Origin of the sequence: Halobacillus sp. BAB-2008 (assembly GCF_000328325.1) — a bacterium.
Taxonomy (GTDB): Bacteria; Bacillota; Bacilli; order Bacillales; family Halobacillaceae; genus Halobacillus.
Window position 1 is genome coordinate 27,446 of sequence record NZ_ANPF01000066.1, and the last position, 18,437, is coordinate 45,882.

Genomic DNA, 18,437 nt, shown 5'->3' on the forward strand with positions numbered 1-18,437 from the left:
CTTGCAGAACAGAAAATAAGACCCTTTTCTCAGGGCCTTATTTGTCTTCCCTTTCGTACGCATCTATGATCCGTTGAACGAGCGGGTGTCTGACTACATCGGATTGCTCCAGGTGGATGAATGCCGAGCCTTTCACTTTCCCTAAGCGTTCTTCCGCCACTCTTAGTCCGGACTTCACGCCTTTAGGAAGATCGACTTGGGTGATATCACCCGTTATGATCATCTTGGATCCGAATCCTAGTCGAGTCAAAAACATTTTCATTTGTTCAGGTGTCGTGTTCTGTGCTTCATCCAAAATTGCGAAAGCGTCATCCAGAGTCCGCCCGCGCATGTAGGCCAGAGGGGCAATTTCAATCGTTCCTCTATCAATGAGCCTCGCCGTGTGCTCGGCACCGAACACATCGTGCAGGGAGTCGTATAGCGGACGAAGATACGGGTCTACCTTTTCCTTCAGGTCTCCAGGCAGGAAACCTAAACTTTCGCCTGCTTCAACCGCTGGCCTTGTCAGGACAATCCGTTTAACATCTCCGTTCTTCAGTGCATTTACCGCCATGACGACAGCCAAATACGTCTTACCTGTTCCCGCAGGCCCGATACCGAAGACTAGGTCGTTCTTCTTAATAGCAGCAATATAATTCCGCTGCCCGAGCGTCTTAACACGGATCGACTTACCTTTGGCGTTTTTGGTGATCTCATCTTCATATAATGCTTCAAATTGATTTATTTTCCCTTTTTTAGCAAGTTCCACCGCGTAGACAATATCACGTTCTGTTACAGTCAGTCCCTTTCTGATAATAGCGAGTACACTCATCAGGATGTCCTCTACCATCTTCACATGCTCAGCCGGGCCGGACACACGTACTTTCTCCCCACGGGTGATGATCGTCACTTTCAACTGCTCTTCAATCTGTTTTAAATTGCGGTCTTCTGTACCGAACAGAGCTAATGCTTCTGTCGTATTATCTAATTGAATGTCCATGTTCTTCAAGTCTTCTGGCATACTCAATCTCCTTGGCTTAAATACTTTGTGACTGCAATATTTTCATGTACTTTATACAATAGGATTAATTTTACTTTACCATGCTCCTCACCCAGGTGCAAAACTTTTTCCTCCTTGATTTCTGCATCTTTAGGGATCTCCTGCTGCAAGCTTCGTCTTCCCGATGCAAGACCCAGTTTCTCTAACTCATCCCTTGAGGACGCATATGCTTTCGGGTCAATAGAATAGTGATCCGTCGTCTTCATTCCAAACGGACTTTCCCAACCGAACAAGTCCCAGCCATCCCTGTGGTTCTCTTCTCGAAAATTTCCGTCCTCCCCTTTCCACCATCCCCAGAAGGGAACTTCCCACTCCCCAAGGCGGAAGTGATACTCCGACTCCACTTGACCGTCTGTAAGCGTCAGCACCTGTTTCATAGGCAGGTTCTGCTCCACTTTATACCATGTCTCTGCAATTACTTCCCCGTCCGAATGAATGACAGTTTCTTTGTCTTCTACAAGTTTTCCGGTCGCCAGCACTTGTCCTTTTTTAACGACGTCGTACACGGAAACAAGTGGACGGCCTTTCTTAATAAACGTCTCCACTATCATCCCTTTCTTTGCAGCAACCAGGTTTGAGGGACGGTTGTCCATTTTCGTATCATAGCGAGTTTTCTCCACACCATAAAGGTGATAACTCGTCCCCTGCTTCTTGACCCCTATCCAAAGCAGATCAGGTACATCATCAAGCAGCTTCTGCTGAATCTCGATCGGATCACTCATCCCGATGGTCAACTTACCCGGCTTGATTCCATAATCCTTCAAATGTGTCTCCACATCCGCTTCTAATTCCGGCGTCAGCCCGTCCACTTTGATGGACCAAAGGGTGTTAGCGAGGAGAAATATGACGACGACTGCAGCAAGGAAGGCGAAGACTAAATACAACCGCCCCAGCATTTGATTAATAAAAAACGGCAGCCCGTTTCCACCTTTAATAGATATTTTACATCGATACTTTTTCCGTAATTGACGAAGTATCTGCCAGTCTTTCAACCGGATCGTAAGGAGGACCTTCCCCTCCTCCGTGCGCTTCATATCCGATATATGGCACCCGCGTTTAACACACGCCTGCAGAAACGGCTCCATTAATGCCCCCTGAACTTCCACCATCATCCTGCCATGAAAAAAGTCACGCTGGTTCCTCAAGTTTTCACCCCCCCGGCCGAGTCAGGCAAGAATTCCACCGACTGCAGTTCTCCTTCCAGTAGCAGCTCTTCCTTCAACATCATTTTCACGCCAAGGTCCTTACCTAAAATGCGAACCTGCCCCTTTTTATATTGAATCCTGATCTCATGATCCGAGAAATGCAGGAGGCCTGTATGATTCTCTATGTACAAATGAATCGAGCCGATCGTCGTGATCCTTGGCAAATCCAGCATGACATCAGAAGGTAAATCAAAGTAACGACCGATCCATGTACGGATATGCTGCTGCCATTTTGACATGCGCCCGCCCTCCTCTCTCTTTATTTATACGAAAAACGCACGAATTGTATCACTACAATTCGTGCGTTTCGGTTATCTTTTTCGCGGATGAGAGGAATGGGGCTTGTGTGCCCGGGGAGGACCAAGCACCTCCGCCATCAAAATTCCTTCCGCAAGCTTCTTTTTATTCCAGCTCTTCGGATTTGCAACACTAACTTCTCTGCGCCCTGTTCCTGCTGACTGCGCAGAAGTTACTTCCACCTGGGGGCCGGGACCGGACGACCGTCGCTCCGACCCGCGCATTCTCTCTCTGGATTGCTGCACTTCATTCAAGCGCTGCTGTTTCTCTTCATAGTAACGCTTCAGACGATCTTCTCCACTCGTCTTGTCTGCTTCCACCTTCTGTTCCGGCACCTTCTCAGGAGCCGGGCTGGAAGACGGCATCGGCCGGGCTGGTTTATCTGCCTGCTGCTCTTTCTTCCCTGCTCCACTGAAAAAGCTGATGATTCCACCGATGATTGCAGCGACGACGAGGAAGTTACTGAATATCAGATCAAGAAGATCTCCCATATCCATTCTCCTTTTCGTCCATCATTGGATTATTTATCTTCACCTTCGGAATCTTCGTCAGATCCTTTGCCGAGTGTATTCCTCATATCTGTGTCGGCATTGATATTCTGATAGTTCATATAATCCATCACACCCATTTTTCCTGAACGGAGAGCCGCAGCAAGGGCTTGTGGAACTTCCGCCTCTGCTTCAACAACCTTCGCCTGCATTTCTTGAACACGGGCGCGCATTTCTTGTTCCTGGGCAATTGCCATAGCGCGGCGTTCTTCCGCTTTCGCCTGGGCAATGTTTTTATCTGCTTCCGCCTGATCGGTTTGAAGGATGGCACCGATGTTCTTCCCGATATCAATGTCTGCAATATCAATCGATAGAATTTCAAATGCAGTCCCCGCGTCCAACCCTTTGCCTAAAACATTCTGCGAAATACGATCCGGATTCTCCAGCACTTGACCATGACTGGAGCTGGAACCGATAGTAGAGACGATACCTTCACCTACACGGGCAATAACGGTATCTTCCCCTGCACCACCGACGAGGCGGTCGATGTTGGCACGCACAGTAATCCGCGCCTTCGCTTTCACTTCAATCCCATCCATCGCTACACCGGCGATAAACGGCGTTTCAATAACTTTAGGGTTAACACTCATCTGCACAGCTTCCAGTACATCACGGCCGGCAAGATCAATGGCCGCACAACGCTCGAAGCTTAGTTCGATATTTGCACGCTGCGCTGCAATCAAGGCATTAACAACGCGGTCTACGTTACCTCCCGCCAAGTAGTGACTCTCCAACTGGTTTGTATCGACGTTTACCCCCGCTTTGTGGGCCTTGATCAACGGGTTAATGACTCTGGATGGAATAACCCTTCTCAAACGCATACCTACCAGTGTAAAGATATTGATCTTCACTCCCGCAGCCAAGGCACTGATCCACAGCATAACGGGTATAAACGTGAACAGAACTGCTAATACGATAATAATGATACCGATGATAATTAACGGCATTAATTCCTGAAGTGTCAAAATACTTCCTCCTCTTATTCGTCTGTTTTTAAGGCCCTGACAACTATTCTGGACCCTTCTGTCTTCACAACTTTCACTTTTTCTCCTATTCCGATGAAACCGCCTTCTGTGACTACATCAAGCCTTTCTCCATCAAAATCAGCGGTTCCGGATGGGCGAAGCGGGGTGATGGCGCTTCCTTCCAAACCTATAAGCTCCAGCCTGCTTACCGACGACACGTATCCTTTATCACTGGAGGTGGAGTCATTTAAAATAATGTGGCGGAAAAATCCCTTTTCGAGTCCGATCGTCTTGAAAAGAATGACGGACACGATAATGGTAACAATCAGAGCTATTCCGATACTCATCGCCATGTGCCCCATATCCGCGGAGGACATCATAAGGGCGGCGACAATAGCTACAACCCCAATCACCCCGGCTATCCCTCCCGGAAGGAACAACTCCGCTATCACCAGGCCTACACCAAGAATCAACAGAATGATCGCCTCATATCCCGCAAGTCCTGCGACAATATGTCCGTAGAAGAACAGGACGAGTGCCAACGCTCCCATAATTCCAGGTATACCGAAACCAGGTGAATAAAGCTCCACTACAAGCCCTATACTTGCGATTGAAAGCAAGATCGGAATGACGACAGGATCCGTTAAAAATCTGGCCACGTTCTCTGAAAGCGTTGGGTTCTCTTCAACTATCTCTGCATCCGATAAACCAAGCGCACTCAACAGTTCATTACGATCTTCTACGATTCCTTCTGCATAACCGACTTCCTCTGCTTCTTTCGGACCTAACGTGAGGAATTCTCCTTCCGGCGCACCATAGTCGGGGAGGTCTACATTACTATCCGCCATGGCTCTTGCGTACTGTGGATCTCTTCCATTCGCTTCAGCGGCTGCCACCATAGCTGAAATCCAGGCAGACTGTGCTTTTTTGTCGGCCGCTGTCCCATCAGAATTGATTACTCCGGAAGCTCCCATCGTCGCCTGTGGTTTCATGTATATAGTATCTGCATTCAATGCTATATAAGAACCGGCTGAATACGCTCTGCTTGTGACAAATGCTGTGTTGGGAATGTCGAGATCCTGAAAGATCTCGCCGATGTCACCGGCCGCATCTACCCTTCCGCCGGGAGTATCAATTTCAAAAATGATGTGGTCGACACCGTTTTCCTCGGCATCAGACGTTACCCTTTCAAGAAAGGCCGCCATTCCCCTTTCCACCGTATCCCTTACAGGAACGATATATACAGTCTCTCCTTCACCATCTGCTTGAGTTATGATATCTCCAGGACTGATTGCTAAGTATAAGGCGAAGATAAGGATTGCCGCATAGAGCGAAACGCGAACCGATTTCTTCATTCCTCCATCACCTCCCTCCAGATAGTTTTCCCATCGTACCATTCCTATACGAACGAATGCGGTTTCAGGTTTCAAAAATATAAAAAGGCCTCTCTTACTTAATAAGAGAGGCCTTTATATTGTTTAAGATAATTGCTGAAGAACGAGTTTATTGACCTTGGTTCCGTCGGCCTTGCCCTTAACTTTAGGCATGACGGCGCTCATGACTTTACCCATGTCACTCTTGGAAGCAGCTCCTACTTCCGCAATCGCTTCATCAACGATTTGCTTGAGTTCTTCATCTGTCAGCTGTTTCGGCATATATACTTGTAAAATCTCAAGTTCACGTTCGAGTCCTTCTACAAGATCTTCACGTCCAGCTTCTCTGAATTCATGGAGGGAATCATTTCTCTGTTTTACCTCACGGGTTAAAACAGTCAATTCTTCTTCTTCAGATAATGAGTCTTTCCCCAGTTTAATCGCTTCATTCTGCATAGAAGCTCTGACCATGCGGATCGTTGACAAACGTTCCTTGTCACGTGCCTTCATGGCCGTTTTCATATCCTGGGCTAGACGGTCTGTAATAGTCATCTCTTCAACACCCTCTACAATTACTTACGCTTTCTAGCCGCCTCAGACTTTTTCTTACGGCGTACGCTAGGCTTATCGTAATATTCACGCTTACGATATTCCGCTAATGTACCACTTTTTGATACATCACGCTTAAAGCGACGAAGAGCATCTTCAAGAGACTCGTTTTTACGAACGCGAGTTGTTTTTGACATGCTAATTTCCCTCCCTCCGAAGCAAACAAAACTGTTTCTCTTGTATGGGAACCCCCCATACCTTTGACAATTATATTATAAGGAGCACATACGGTCAACTTTTTTTGCGGAATAACCGATCTTTATTACCGTTTTCTTCCACGTTAACCAGCTGCTAATCCTTGATTAGTAATCAGAGGTACCCTGTCCTCCATTAATGATGGAAATCCCGGCACTTGCACCGATCCGGGTCGCACCCGCTTCAATCATCGCTTTTGCTCCATCATAGTCGCGGACACCGCCGGATGCTTTGACACCCATTTCCGGGCCTACGGTTTTGCGCATCAGGCTGATATCTTCAACCGTTGCACCGCCGCCGGAGAAACCTGTTGATGTTTTAACATAATCAGCCTCTGCTGCTTTGGCAAGTTTGCATGCCGTTACTTTTTCTTCGTCTGTCAGAAGAGATGTTTCAATAATAACTTTTACAAGAGCTTGATCTTTGGCAGCGTTAACGACAGCTTCGATATCTTCCTGTACAAGAGCACTGTTCCCTGATTTAAGCTCTCCGATGTTAATAACCATGTCCACTTCTGTAGCACCGTTCTCGATTGCCTGCTTCGTTTCAAAAGCTTTCGTTTCTTTCGAAGTGGCTCCAAGCGGGAAACCAATAACGGTACAAACCTTCACATCTGTATCCTTCAACAGACTATAGCAATACTCGACCCAGTGTGGGTTTACACAAACAGAAGCGAAATGGTTCTCTTTCGCTTCTTCACAAATCTGAGTGATTTTTTCTTTTGGTGTATCCGGCTTCAGTTGCGTGTGGTCTATCATTTTAGCTAAGTTTTGTTCCATGGATGATTCGTCCTTTCACGGTTTAGTTGTTCGTACATCTTATTGTAGCACAGCATGAAAGCGATTCAAATATAAAAACCGCACACTTATTCCTGTTCCTCGAACAGAAAAGAAATACTGGACAAGAAGTAAAGAGGGGCTGTCTCCATACGAAGGATCCGGGGTCCTAAGCGGATAGATAAAAATCCATCCCCATCCAGCGTCTGCACTTCCTGGTCAGAAAAGCCGCCCTCGGGACCAAAGACCACGAGAACCTTCTCTCCCGGAGATGCTTCTGCCAATCGTGTGTGCAGTGCATACGAACTTCCTCTTCTTGCCTCGTCTGCGTATGCAAAAAAGCACCGGTCGAAAGCTTTTTTTCTGGTTCTTAATTCTGATAATGATACGGGTGGATAAATGTCAGGGACGTGAGACCGCTCTGACTGCTCCGCCGCTTCCTTAGCGATTTTCTCGAGCCTGTTGATTTTTTTATCCACTTTTTTATTCTCCCATTTCGCGACACAACGCTCCGCTTTAAACGGGATGAAGGCATGGGCACCGAGCTCCGTTCCTTTCTGAACAACTTGCTCAAGCTTGTCGCCTTTACCGATTGCGGACACGATCGTCACCTGTACCGGAAGTTCCCTGTCTTCCTTCCGCCATTCACCAAACTTACATACAACGGTGTCCTCCGATATATCCGTAATTTTACAAAGAGCCGGTCCCTTATCGGGATGGATGGCTATGATTTCATCACCGGTTCCCATTCTCATCACACGCGTTATATGATGTACGTCATTACCAACTATGGTGATATGGCTATCCCGCCACTGTTCTCGATCAATGAAATATCGCTGCATCGTCCATCACTCCGGTTTTCGTGCAATAATGCTGACCCAGTCTTCCATCATGTTTGTTTCGACGATCTCAAAACCAGATTCCACCAGACGATCTCTGACCATTTCTTTCCTGGCTGAAATAATACCACATGTGATGAAATAGCCACCCGGTTTCACCACGTTATACGCGTCATCAGTAAACTTAACAATGATTTCTGCAAGGATGTTGGAAACGATCAGATCCGCTTCCCAGTCCACCCCTTGAAGAAGATCATTGACCTGAACCGTCACTTTATCATCGACCTTATTTAGAGCAGCATTATTTTTTGAGCTGGACACAGCAACGTCGTCCAAATCGTAAGCATACGCGTGTTCCGCTCCTAGAAGAATGGATGCTACGCTTAAAATGCCGGACCCTGCTCCTACATCGATCACGTTGTCTCCCGGAACAAGGTACTGTTCCAGTGCCTGAATGCTGAGAACCGTCGTTGGGTGAGTCCCCGTACCGAATGCCATTCCTGGATCCATTTCAATAATGATTTCGTCACTGGATACCGGCGTGTAGTCCTCCCACGTAGGGATAATGGTAATTTTCTCGGAAATCTTCACCGGTTTATAATATTTCTTCCACGATGTTGCCCAATCTTCTTCATGTACCTCTTGGATCGTGACTTCATTTCTCCCGATATCGATACCGAATTCGGTTAGGTTGTTAACCGAACGTTTAATGCCGTCCACGGTTTCCCCAAGAAAACTAGTCATCGGCATATAAGCTTTGACATATACTCCATCTTTCGGATAGTCATCCGGATTAAGCTCATAGATTTCTCCAAGCTTAGTCTTATATCGTTTCATATCTTCCGGATCTTCGATGACGACTCCGCTCGCTCCAGACTCATGGAGAATATTCGATACCGGTTCAACTGCTTCACTGGTCGTATGGATACAGACTTCAGACCACTTCATAGGTTCCCACCCTTTTCATTATATTGAATTCTTCTCATACAAAAAGTGCCTGTACGACAGGACAGGGAAATCCTGTCAGAAGACCCTTTAGACCTTTTCGTACAGACACGTACATCTGTTATTCTCCTTTAAACGCGCGCTTCATACGCTCGAAGAAATTCCCATGCTGCTCTTCTGTCGCTTCATTTCCACTAATATCATTGAATTCACGCAACAGTTCCTTTTGACGCTCTGTCAGGTTCTTCGGTGTGATCACTTTCATCTTGACATGCTGGTCGCCATGACCACGGCCATGAACATTCGGAGACCCTTTTTCCTTTAAGCGGAAGGTTTTTCCCGTTTGTGTACCCGCAGGCACTTTCAGCTTCACATTGCCGTGAACAGTCGGAACTTCGATTTCATCGCCAAGTGCCGCCTGTGCATACGTGAGCGGAATTTCACAGAAAATGTGATCGCCGTCTCTGCGGAAGAACTCGTGCTGCTGGACACGGATAACGACGAACAAGTCTCCTGCCGGTCCTCCATTGACACCGTCTTCGCCTTTGCCCTGAACGCGGATCTGCTGACCATCGTCAATGCCGGCAGGAATGTCGATGTGGATGGTTCTGCGTTTCTTCACACGACCATCGCCACCGCAGGTCTGGCATTTTTCTTTGACAAGGTTACCAGTCCCCTGGCAGTGATGGCAGACGCGGCGATTCACGACACGGCCGAATGGTGTATTCTGCTCCTGGTTAATTTGACCGCTTCCTTGACAATGCGGGCAGGTTTCAGGACTCGTGCCGGGCTTCGCACCGGAACCGTCGCAGGTATCACATTCTTCTTCCGTCGGAATTTGAATATCTGCACTTTTACCAAAAATCGCTTCTTCAAATTGCAGGGTCATCGTGTATTGAAGGTCCTGACCTTTTTGCGGAGCGTTCGGGTCACGACGACGACCGCCGCCGAAGAACATGTCAAAGATGTCACCGAAGCCGCCGAAGTCTTCTCCTCCGCCGCCGAAACCACCAAAGCCGCCCTGATTTGGACCGGCATGGCCGAATTGATCGTATTGTGCACGTTTCTGTTGATCACTCAGCGTTTCGTAGGCTTCTTTCGCTTCCTTGAACTTATCTGATGCATTTTCTTCCTGACTGACATCAGGGTGATACTTACGTGCCAGTTTACGATAAGCTTTCTTGATTTCTTCCTTGGAGGCGTCTTTGGAAACTCCTAGAACCTCATAATAGTCACGTTTACTCACTTGTCGATCACTCTCCCGGACGCTATTACATAACGTTTATATTAACATTGAAGAAGGAGGCAGGCAAATGGTTCTCTTGCCGAAACCATCGTCCTTCCTCTTCAAGAAAAAAGCCAAAGTCAAGAAGAACCTGACTTTGACTTTTGAATTCTACCTTCTCTTACTTTTTATCGTCTTCGTTGACTTCTTCGTAATCTGCATCAACGACATCATCATCTCCAGAAGCACCCTGCGCTTCTTGAGCCTGCTGCTGCGCCTGCTCATAAAGTTTTACAGAAAGAGCCTGTACGTGCTCTTGAAGAGCTTCTTTCTTCTCTTTGATCACTTCAAGATCTTCTCCTTGAAGCGCCGTTTGAAGTTCTTCTTTCGCTGCTTCCGCTTTTTGCTTATCTTCTTCACTTACCTGCTCGCCAAGATCTTTGATAGTCTTATCTGTTGTGAAGATTAGCTGGTCTGCTTCGTTACGAAGTTCGATAGCTTCCCGCTTCTTCTTATCTTCTTCGGCGTTTTCTTCCGCTTGACGTACCATATCTTCCACTTCTTCATCAGAAAGTCCTGAAGAAGATTTAATCGTGATGGATTGCTCTTTATTGGTACCCATATCTTTCGCACGCACGTTTACAATACCGTTCGCATCGATATCAAAGCTAACTTCGATTTGCGGAACACCACGTGGTGCAGGCGGGATATCCGTCAATTGGAAACGGCCGAGTGTTTTGTTATCCTGAGCCATTTCACGTTCCCCTTGAAGGACATGAATATCAACCGCTGTCTGATTATCTGCAGCAGTAGAGAACACCTGGGAGTGGCTTGTCGGAATCGTCGTATTTCTTTCGATCAATTTCGTTGTTACTCCACCCATTGTTTCAATACCCAGGGAAAGTGGTGTCACGTCAAGAAGAACAACGTCTTTAACATCTCCCTGCAATACGCCGCCTTGGATGGATGCACCCAGCGCAACTACCTCATCAGGGTTAACACCTTTAGACGGTTCTTTACCGATTTCTTTCTTAATGGCTTCCTGTACAGCAGGAATACGTGTGGAACCACCGACAAGAATAACTTTATCGATTTCGCTTGCGCTCATACCGGCATCTTTCATCGCTTGACGAGTCGGCTTCATAGAGCGTTCTACAAGGTCAGATGCAAGCTCTTCGAATTTTGCACGAGTCAAGTTCATTTCCAAGTGAAGTGGACCAGCTTCGCCAGCCGTAATAAACGGAAGGGAAATCTGCGTCTGAGCTACACCAGAAAGGTCTTTTTTCGCTTTTTCTGCTGCATCTTTCAGGCGTTGTTTCGCCATTTTATCTTGAGACAAATCAATGCCGTTCTCTTTCTTGAATTCAGCTACCATGTGATCGATGATAACCTGGTCGAAGTCATCTCCGCCAAGGCGGTTATCTCCGGCAGTAGAAACTACTTCAAAGGTACCTTCACCGATATCAAGGATAGAGACGTCGAATGTACCGCCACCAAGGTCGTATACAAGAATTGTTTGATCTTCATTCTCTTTGTCAATGCCGTAAGCAAGTGCTGCGGCCGTAGGCTCGTTAATAATACGCTCTACCTGAAGTCCTGCGATCTTCCCTGCATCCTTCGTTGCCTGACGCTCTGCATCGTTGAAGTATGCTGGAACAGTGATAACAGCTTTATCCACTGTTTCTCCAAGATAGTCCTCTGCATAGCTCTTGATATATTGAAGGATGATGGCAGACACTTCCTGTGGTGTGTACTCTTTGCCTTCTACTTCAACTTTGTGGTCTGTACCCATGTAACGTTTCACAGAAAGGATTGTATTCGGGTTTGTGATCGCTTGACGCTTAGCGACTTCCCCTACTTGACGTTCCCCATTTTTGAAGGCTACAGCGGATGGAGTCGTGCGGTTTCCTTCCGGGTTGGGAATAACTTTCGCTTCTCCACCTTCCATAACTGCAACACAAGAGTTTGTTGTACCTAAATCAATACCGATGATCTTACCCATTGGTTTGTGTCCTCCTTTAACATACTCTTCTAATATTATTGATTTACTTTAACCATAGACGGGCGAATAACCCTGTCTTTCAAGCGATAACCTTTTTGCAACTCTTCTACTACGACATTGGATTCGTAGTTTTCATCTTCCACCTGCATGATAGCCTGGTGCAAGTGAGGATCGAATTCTTCTCCTTCGGCAGGGATTGCTTCCACCCCTTCTTTCTCCAAAGCAGTCTTGAACTGGTTATACACCATCTTCATACCCTCAGAGAAGTTTTTGGCAGAATCTCCGTCTACTTGAACCGCCAAGGCACGTTCAAAGTTATCCAATGCCGGAATCAACTCTTCCACCAAGCTTTGGGATCTATATTTCCGATCCGCTTCTTTCTCTTTCTGAGTACGGCGGCGGAAATTATCATAATCTGCCTGCAGACGAAGCAGACGATTATTAATTTCTTCTTTCTCCTGTCGCAGTTGTTCCAGCTCGTCGTTGCTTTCTTCTACAACTTCCTGGTCTGCATCTTGTTCGTTTTCTAATTCTTTGTCATCAATGATTTCCTGTTTGTTCTCTTCCATGACTTCCACCTCCTACTTTCCATTAGCCGTTACTGACTATAACATGAATTCCTATCCATAAAAAAGCATTAGACAAAAAGAAGCGATGGGAATCATGCACCCATCTGAAGTTTTCTCACACGATTCAATACCAATCGCGGAAGGTCCTGGTCATATGCTTGGATAACACGTTCATAAGGGAAAACATTCGATTATACTCCATACGCGTAGGACCTAGCAGTGCAATCGTTCCTACTTGATCATTTCCCAAATGATAACTTGCTGTAATCAAACTGCAGTTTTGCATGCTGTCAAAAGGATTTTCCTGTCCGATTCTCACATGGATGCCCTCTGGATCAGAACGGAGGAGATCTGCCATTTCTGCCTCTTTTTCCATAGTGGCATAAAGAGAGCGGACTTTATCCAGATCCCTGAATTCAGGCTGCATGAGAATATTGGTCTTCCCTCCGATATACAATTTAGACGGATGATCGTCAATAAGGGCAGCCCTCAAATAAGTGAAAGCTTCCTCATGCTGGGAAGTGTGTTTACGGATCAGTTCATCAATCTCTGTGAAAAGCTTCTCGTGAAGCTTCACTAACGGTACACCCTGCAGCCGACTGTTCAGGATATTCATCATCTTCTCCAGATCGGCACCAGAGATTTCGGATGGAACGTTGAAAGCTCTGTGCTCCACATGGCCGGTGTCCGTGACGAGGATGGCTATAGCTGATTGTTCGGATAAAGGAACAATTTGCAGCTGCTTCAATTTCGTCTCGAATATTTCCGGCCCGAGTACAATGGAAGTGTAGTTCGTCAAATCGGAAAGTATGCTTGCCGATTTCTGAACTACCCGTTCGAATTCCATCATTTGTTCAGCGAATGCTCCCCGAATAGTGGTTATCTCTGAACCGGATAATCGAAGTGGTGACAGCAGATGATCGACGTAGAAACGGTAGCCTTTCTCTGAGGGCACTCTACCGGAAGAAGAGTGTGTCTTCTCAATAAAGCCCATTTCCTCCAAGTCGGCCATTTCATTCCGTATAGTCGCCGAGCTGAATGTCACAGAGTCCTTCTTTGATATGGACCGCGAGCCGACCGGCTGCGCAGTCGAAATGAAATCATCAACAATGACTTGCAGTATCAGCAATTGTCTATCTGTTAACATCGATGATCACCTCTGTTAGCACTCCTATACAGCGAGTGCTAAATCTAATAATAAATTATCAAAAGGACTTTCCCATGTCAACGGTTAAGCTCGGTTTTTTCAGTCATCTAATAAAAATTCCTGGAATACTTCATTGCCGAGGATGCGACCTTTTGGAGTCAGGCGGAGGTATCCTTGTTCTTCCTCCATTAACCGGCGGTCCTTCATCGCTGAAATCGCCTGCCCGAACACATCGACTATTGGCTGATCATACTTTTCTTTGAAACGTTCCACTTTTACCCCCTGCGTTTTCCTAAGGCCGAGAAACATCTCTTCTTCCATCATTTCTTTTCTCGTTATCGGTTCCTCGTGAAGGACAGGTTTCCCGTTTTCCATCGCCTGCTTAACATAGGCAGGAAGCGGACGAATATTGATGGTACGCTTGCCGGGCATGTATCCATGTGCCCCGGCACCTATTCCGTAATAATAAGCATTATCCCAGTATGTCAAGTTATGCTTGCTTTCAAACCCCGGCTTTGCGAAGTTGCTGATCTCATATTGGACTGCTCCTGCATCAGCAAGCCTGCGCTGCAGCAGCTCATACATTTCAGCTTCGCGTTCCTCCGGAGCCTTGGAGAGCTTACCCTTTTTGTACCTTTGATAAAACACCGTTTTCGGTTCAATTTGCAACGAATAAGAGGAGTAATGCGGAAGCCCGAACTGCAGGGCTTCGTCAATGGTTTTATTAAAATCCTCGACCGTCTGACCCGGCAGGGCGTACATGAGGTCGATGCTTATATTCGACAACCCGCCGCTCAAAAGTCTGTCGATGTTTGTATAGACATCTTTCACTTTATGGACACGGCCGATCTTTTCCAGCATATCATCATCGAACACTTGAACACCGAGGGAAATGCGGTTGACTCCATAGGCTTTCAAGAGCCGGACTTTCTCCATATCCAAATCGCCCGGGTTCGCCTCAAATGTATATTCCTCACAACCGGCGACATCGAAATGGGCGTCGATCATTTTCAATAACTTTTCCAATTGCTGATGGTTTACCGCCGTCGGGGTCCCGCCTCCGACGAAAATGGTACGCACACTTGCCTTTCCGCTCGGAATGTATGTGTGAATCTCTTTTTCAAGAGCAATAAGATATTCATCAGCTAAACGCTCATTATAGAAAAACTTCGTAAAATCACAGTAGTGGCAGATCTGCTGACAGAACGGGATGTGTATATAAGCGGATGATATAGTCATTGGATGTGTTTCCACCTTTCATAAGGAAAACCGCAAGAGAAAATCTCCTGCGGTTTGCTTCTTTCGCACCTTTTTAGTCTTCATTCAAATCAAGGACGGACATAAACGCTTCCTGCGGCACTTCTACAGAGCCGACCATCTTCATGCGTTTTTTCCCTTCCTTCTGTTTCTCAAGGAGCTTACGCTTCCTTGAAATGTCTCCCCCGTAACACTTGGACAAAACGTTTTTGCGCATGGCCTTGATTGTCGTACGCGCAACGACTTTGTTGCCGATAGCAGCCTGAACAGGGACTTCAAACTGTTGTCTCGGAATAAGTTTCTTCAGTTTATCGGCAATCAGCTTCCCTCGCTCATAAGCGAAGTCGCGGTGGACGATAAAGGACAAGGCATCGATTGTGTCCCCGTTAAGAAGAATATCCATCTTCACAAGATTGGAAGAACGATAACCGATCAATTCATAGTCAAAGGATGCATAACCTTTCGTCTGGGATTTCAAGGAATCGAAGAAGTCATAAACGATTTCTGACAACGGAATCTCATAGACGACATTGACACGATTATCATCGAGATACTGCATATCCATGAAATTCCCGCGTTTTCTCTGACAGATCTCCATGACAGGACCTACGTAATCATTCGGCACCATGATGCTCGCCTTCACATAGGGCTCCTGCACTTCCTCTAATTTCTGGTTATCCGGCATCATGGATGGGTTGTCCACGTCCATTTCGGAGCCATCCGTCATGCGGACTTTATAGATAACGCTCGGAGCAGTCGTTATTAAATCGATTTTATATTCTCTTTCAATCCGTTCCTGAATGATTTCCATATGGAGCATACCAAGGAAACCACAGCGGAAACCGAAACCGAGTGCCTGGGAGGTCTCCGGCTCGAACTGGAGGGAAGAATCATTCAACTCCAGACGCTCAAGTGCGTCACGGAGATCGTTGTATTTACTGGCATCCACCGGGTACATCCCGCAGAACACCATCGGGTTCATCTTTTTATATCCCGGCAGCGGATTGGCAGCAGGATTGTTGGCTAAAGTAATCGTGTCACCGACGCGGCTGTCGCCGATGTTTTTGATGGATGCAGAGAGGTACCCGACGTCCCCGACATTCAATTCTTTCAATGGCGTCGGTGTAGGGCGGAAAACACCGAGTTCATTAACTTCGAACTCTTTACCAGTAGCCATCATTTTAATCTTATCACCAAGCTTAATAGATCCTTCCCGCACACATGTGTACGCAACGACTCCACGATAAGAGTCATATAAAGAATCAAAGATAAGCGCCTTCGTCGGGTCGTTCGCATTACCTTCCGGAGCAGGAATATCCGTTACGATCCGTTCCAGAATTTCATCAATCCCGATTCCTTCTTTTGCAGAAGCGAGGATTGCATCCGACGCATCAATGCCGATAACGTCTTCGATTTCTTGTTTTATCCGTTCCGGGTCCGCACCTGGAAGGTCGATTTTGTTGATGACCGGGATAATTTCCAGATCGTTCTCCAATGCAAGGTAGACGTTTGCAAGCGTCTGCGCTTCAATCCCTTGTGCGGCATCTACTACAAGAATGGCACCTTCACAGGCAGCAAGGCTTCTTGACACTTCGTATGTAAAGTCGACGTGTCCTGGTGTATCGATTAAATGAAAGGTATAGTCAAGCCCGTCATTAGCATTATAGTTCAGCTGAACGGCATTCAGCTTAATCGTAATTCCGCGTTCCCTTTCCAGATCCATCGCATCAAGGAACTGTTCTTTCATTTCCCTTTGGGTAAGGGCGTTTGTTTTTTCTAAAATTCGGTCAGCAAGCGTCGATTTCCCGTGGTCAATATGGGCGATGATCGAAAAGTTGCGTACCCTTTCTTGTTTCGATTGTGTTGTCAACATAAATCACTCCTACTGAAATTCGGCACAAATATCTAGCTTGATTATAGCAATACAAAGGGCATTATTCAATCTAAACCATAAAGCTGTCCCCTTTTAAAGAGCTAACCGCTTTGAATGATTCCTGAAAAAACAAGAATGACAGCATGGAAACAAATCGCTACACCCTCCCCTATAGCTCCTGCAAGTTTGGCAATCCAAGGAATATCCGTCTCTTGGGGACCGACTTCACAGGAGAGCCCGGCAGAAGAGACGGCGGACGCCGATTCTGCCTGCTCACTGGTTACGATTTTCTCTTCCGGTTCCTTAAGATTGTTACGATCGATCCCTGTCAAAGCCCCGAACAAGAAGGAAGCAGCTATCAAGATCACAGCCAATATCGCCTTCACACTAGGACCTCCTTGTTCAAGATGGTGTGTCCACTTTCTGATCTTCGAAATAATATTCACCGAATACCTCTGCCAGAATATCCGCAGAACGGTATAATTCCTCCAAGTGATTATCCACCCCTCCAAACTCAATTAAAATAGCGTTTGGATTAAGGTCCTGGTTATACACCCCGTCAACACCTGATCCCTTTTTCGTAATAACACCACGGCTGATTCCCGGATACTCCTTCTCAAGGCGTTGGTGGAGGGCGGAGGCAAATTTCAAGTTCTGTTCATAATTTGGGTGTTCGGCCCCGATCACGAAAGCGAACCTTGCGTATTTTTTCCCTTCGATCGTTGTTGTCGTATGCTCCCCTCCGATACTGTCCCTGTGAAGGTCGAAGAGGTACGTGAGTCCGTCATTTTGACTGATGGCTTCTTCGACTACAGGGCGGACAGCATCGTAAGATTGATAATACTCCAACCCTTTTTCACTTCTTATTGCTGCAACGTCCGTTTTATCTACTATGGTGCCAATCCCTTGTTTTTCAAGGCTCTCTCCAAGCCTGTCTCCGATCAGTGTAATGTTGACTTTGCCATCGTAGCTGGTTGATTCATCAGGCAGGTGAGGATAGAAAGACTCTGTATTATGCGTATGATAGATGTAAACCTTATCTTCGCCTACCGGGGTTTCCTCCTGTTCTTCCTGCTGCTGGTCCTTTCCTTGATCCTCCTCGACCACACCTTCTTCGCCCCGTTCCTTCACTTCATCCGGCGGCTCGGATTCGATCGGCAGGTTAGAAAAATCGGTTCCTTCCCCCGCTATGATAATCTGACTGTTATAAGAAGACAGGCCGGGTATCTCTCTTCCGAGCAGGCTGCGTGGATCGTTAGGAGTAAGACTGGTGAACAATTGAAAAGAAAGGGTTCCAAGCCCGGGAATCCTGTTCCCTTCCGGGTGCGCTTCTTTATACGATTTGTTCTCCATCTCAAATAGATAAAGAAAAGAACTCCCTTCCAACTTAGTCGTCCATTCCTGGATTGTATCGGAATACAAACGGTAAGTCGTCTTCGCTCCTGTCAGAATTCCAATACCAATAAAGAGTAAAATCAAGACCGTGATGGAGACGATCGTCCACCTTGTTACCTGTTTCATATAGCCCGGTTCTTTCCCTTTCCACTTCTTCGGGTATTGAGACATTAAAAAT

General features: G+C 46.6%; 19 protein-coding genes. All 19 read right to left on the reverse strand.

The annotated features are described in order from the left end of the window. Positions 1-37: 37 nt before the first annotated feature. Complete coding sequence (locus D479_RS14215) at positions 38-1,000, reverse strand: PhoH family protein (protein ID WP_008638272.1); 963 nt, start codon at positions 998-1,000, stop codon at positions 38-40. Between the two features lie 2 nt (positions 1,001-1,002). Next, positions 1,003-2,184, reverse strand: coding sequence for a sporulation protein YqfD (yqfD, locus tag D479_RS14220; RefSeq protein WP_008638273.1), 1,182 nt, complete (start codon positions 2,182-2,184; stop codon positions 1,003-1,005). Then, positions 2,181-2,483 carry a sporulation protein YqfC gene (gene yqfC, locus D479_RS14225; RefSeq protein ID WP_008638275.1) on the reverse strand — a complete coding sequence of 101 codons (303 nt, stop codon included), beginning with the start codon at positions 2,481-2,483 and terminating at the stop codon, positions 2,181-2,183. Before yqfC ends, yqfD begins: the two co-directional genes overlap by 4 nt. A gap of 72 nt (positions 2,484-2,555) precedes the next feature. Continuing rightward, positions 2,556-3,032, reverse strand: a complete 477-nt coding sequence (locus tag D479_RS14230) for a hypothetical protein (RefSeq protein WP_008638277.1) — start codon at positions 3,030-3,032, stop codon at positions 2,556-2,558. Between the two features lie 29 nt (positions 3,033-3,061). Then, a complete protein-coding gene (gene floA / locus D479_RS14235) occupies positions 3,062-4,036 on the reverse strand; it encodes a flotillin-like protein FloA (RefSeq protein WP_062514134.1) in 975 nt (324 codons plus the stop codon). A gap of 32 nt (positions 4,037-4,068) precedes the next feature. Further along, positions 4,069-5,409, reverse strand: coding sequence for a nodulation protein NfeD (locus D479_RS14240; protein ID WP_008638281.1), 1,341 nt, complete (start codon positions 5,407-5,409; stop codon positions 4,069-4,071). 123 nt (positions 5,410-5,532) lie between these two features. Then, positions 5,533-5,979 carry a GatB/YqeY domain-containing protein gene (locus D479_RS14245; protein WP_008638282.1) on the reverse strand — a complete coding sequence of 149 codons (447 nt, stop codon included), beginning with the start codon at positions 5,977-5,979 and terminating at the stop codon, positions 5,533-5,535. A gap of 20 nt (positions 5,980-5,999) precedes the next feature. Beyond that, positions 6,000-6,173 (reverse strand): 30S ribosomal protein S21, encoded by a 174-nt coding sequence (gene rpsU / locus D479_RS14250; protein WP_008638284.1) that lies wholly within the window; start codon positions 6,171-6,173, stop codon positions 6,000-6,002. 165 nt (positions 6,174-6,338) lie between these two features. Further along, complete coding sequence (gene deoC / locus D479_RS14255) at positions 6,339-7,010, reverse strand: deoxyribose-phosphate aldolase (RefSeq protein WP_008638285.1); 672 nt, start codon at positions 7,008-7,010, stop codon at positions 6,339-6,341. 86 nt (positions 7,011-7,096) lie between these two features. Beyond that, positions 7,097-7,849 (reverse strand): 16S rRNA (uracil(1498)-N(3))-methyltransferase, encoded by a 753-nt coding sequence (locus D479_RS14260; RefSeq protein WP_008638287.1) that lies wholly within the window; start codon positions 7,847-7,849, stop codon positions 7,097-7,099. Positions 7,850-7,855: 6 nt separating this feature from the next. Continuing rightward, positions 7,856-8,794 (reverse strand): 50S ribosomal protein L11 methyltransferase, encoded by a 939-nt coding sequence (prmA, locus tag D479_RS14265; RefSeq protein ID WP_008638290.1) that lies wholly within the window; start codon positions 8,792-8,794, stop codon positions 7,856-7,858. A 118-nt stretch (positions 8,795-8,912) separates the two neighbouring features. Then, positions 8,913-10,037, reverse strand: coding sequence for a molecular chaperone DnaJ (dnaJ, locus tag D479_RS14270; protein WP_008638291.1), 1,125 nt, complete (start codon positions 10,035-10,037; stop codon positions 8,913-8,915). A gap of 160 nt (positions 10,038-10,197) precedes the next feature. Then, positions 10,198-12,018: a molecular chaperone DnaK gene (dnaK, locus tag D479_RS14275; protein ID WP_008638293.1), complete on the reverse strand. Its 1,821-nt coding sequence runs from the start codon at positions 12,016-12,018 to the stop codon at positions 10,198-10,200. A 35-nt stretch (positions 12,019-12,053) separates the two neighbouring features. Further along, the gene (grpE, locus tag D479_RS14280) at positions 12,054-12,587 is read right to left on the reverse strand and encodes a nucleotide exchange factor GrpE (protein ID WP_008638295.1); all 534 of its coding nucleotides are present in this window, start codon (positions 12,585-12,587) and stop codon (positions 12,054-12,056) included. A 124-nt stretch (positions 12,588-12,711) separates the two neighbouring features. Then, complete coding sequence (gene hrcA / locus D479_RS14285) at positions 12,712-13,734, reverse strand: heat-inducible transcriptional repressor HrcA (protein WP_008638297.1); 1,023 nt, start codon at positions 13,732-13,734, stop codon at positions 12,712-12,714. A gap of 99 nt (positions 13,735-13,833) precedes the next feature. Further along, entirely contained in the window at positions 13,834-14,973 is a 1,140-nt protein-coding gene (gene hemW, locus D479_RS14290; protein WP_008638298.1) for a radical SAM family heme chaperone HemW, read from the reverse strand. Between the two features lie 73 nt (positions 14,974-15,046). Continuing rightward, complete coding sequence (lepA, locus tag D479_RS14295) at positions 15,047-16,864, reverse strand: translation elongation factor 4 (protein ID WP_008638299.1); 1,818 nt, start codon at positions 16,862-16,864, stop codon at positions 15,047-15,049. Between the two features lie 101 nt (positions 16,865-16,965). Continuing rightward, positions 16,966-17,250, reverse strand: coding sequence for a hypothetical protein (locus D479_RS14300; protein ID WP_008638300.1), 285 nt, complete (start codon positions 17,248-17,250; stop codon positions 16,966-16,968). A gap of 16 nt (positions 17,251-17,266) precedes the next feature. Then, entirely contained in the window at positions 17,267-18,430 is a 1,164-nt protein-coding gene (locus D479_RS14305; protein WP_008638301.1) for a stage II sporulation protein P, read from the reverse strand. Positions 18,431-18,437: the final 7 nt, after the last annotated feature.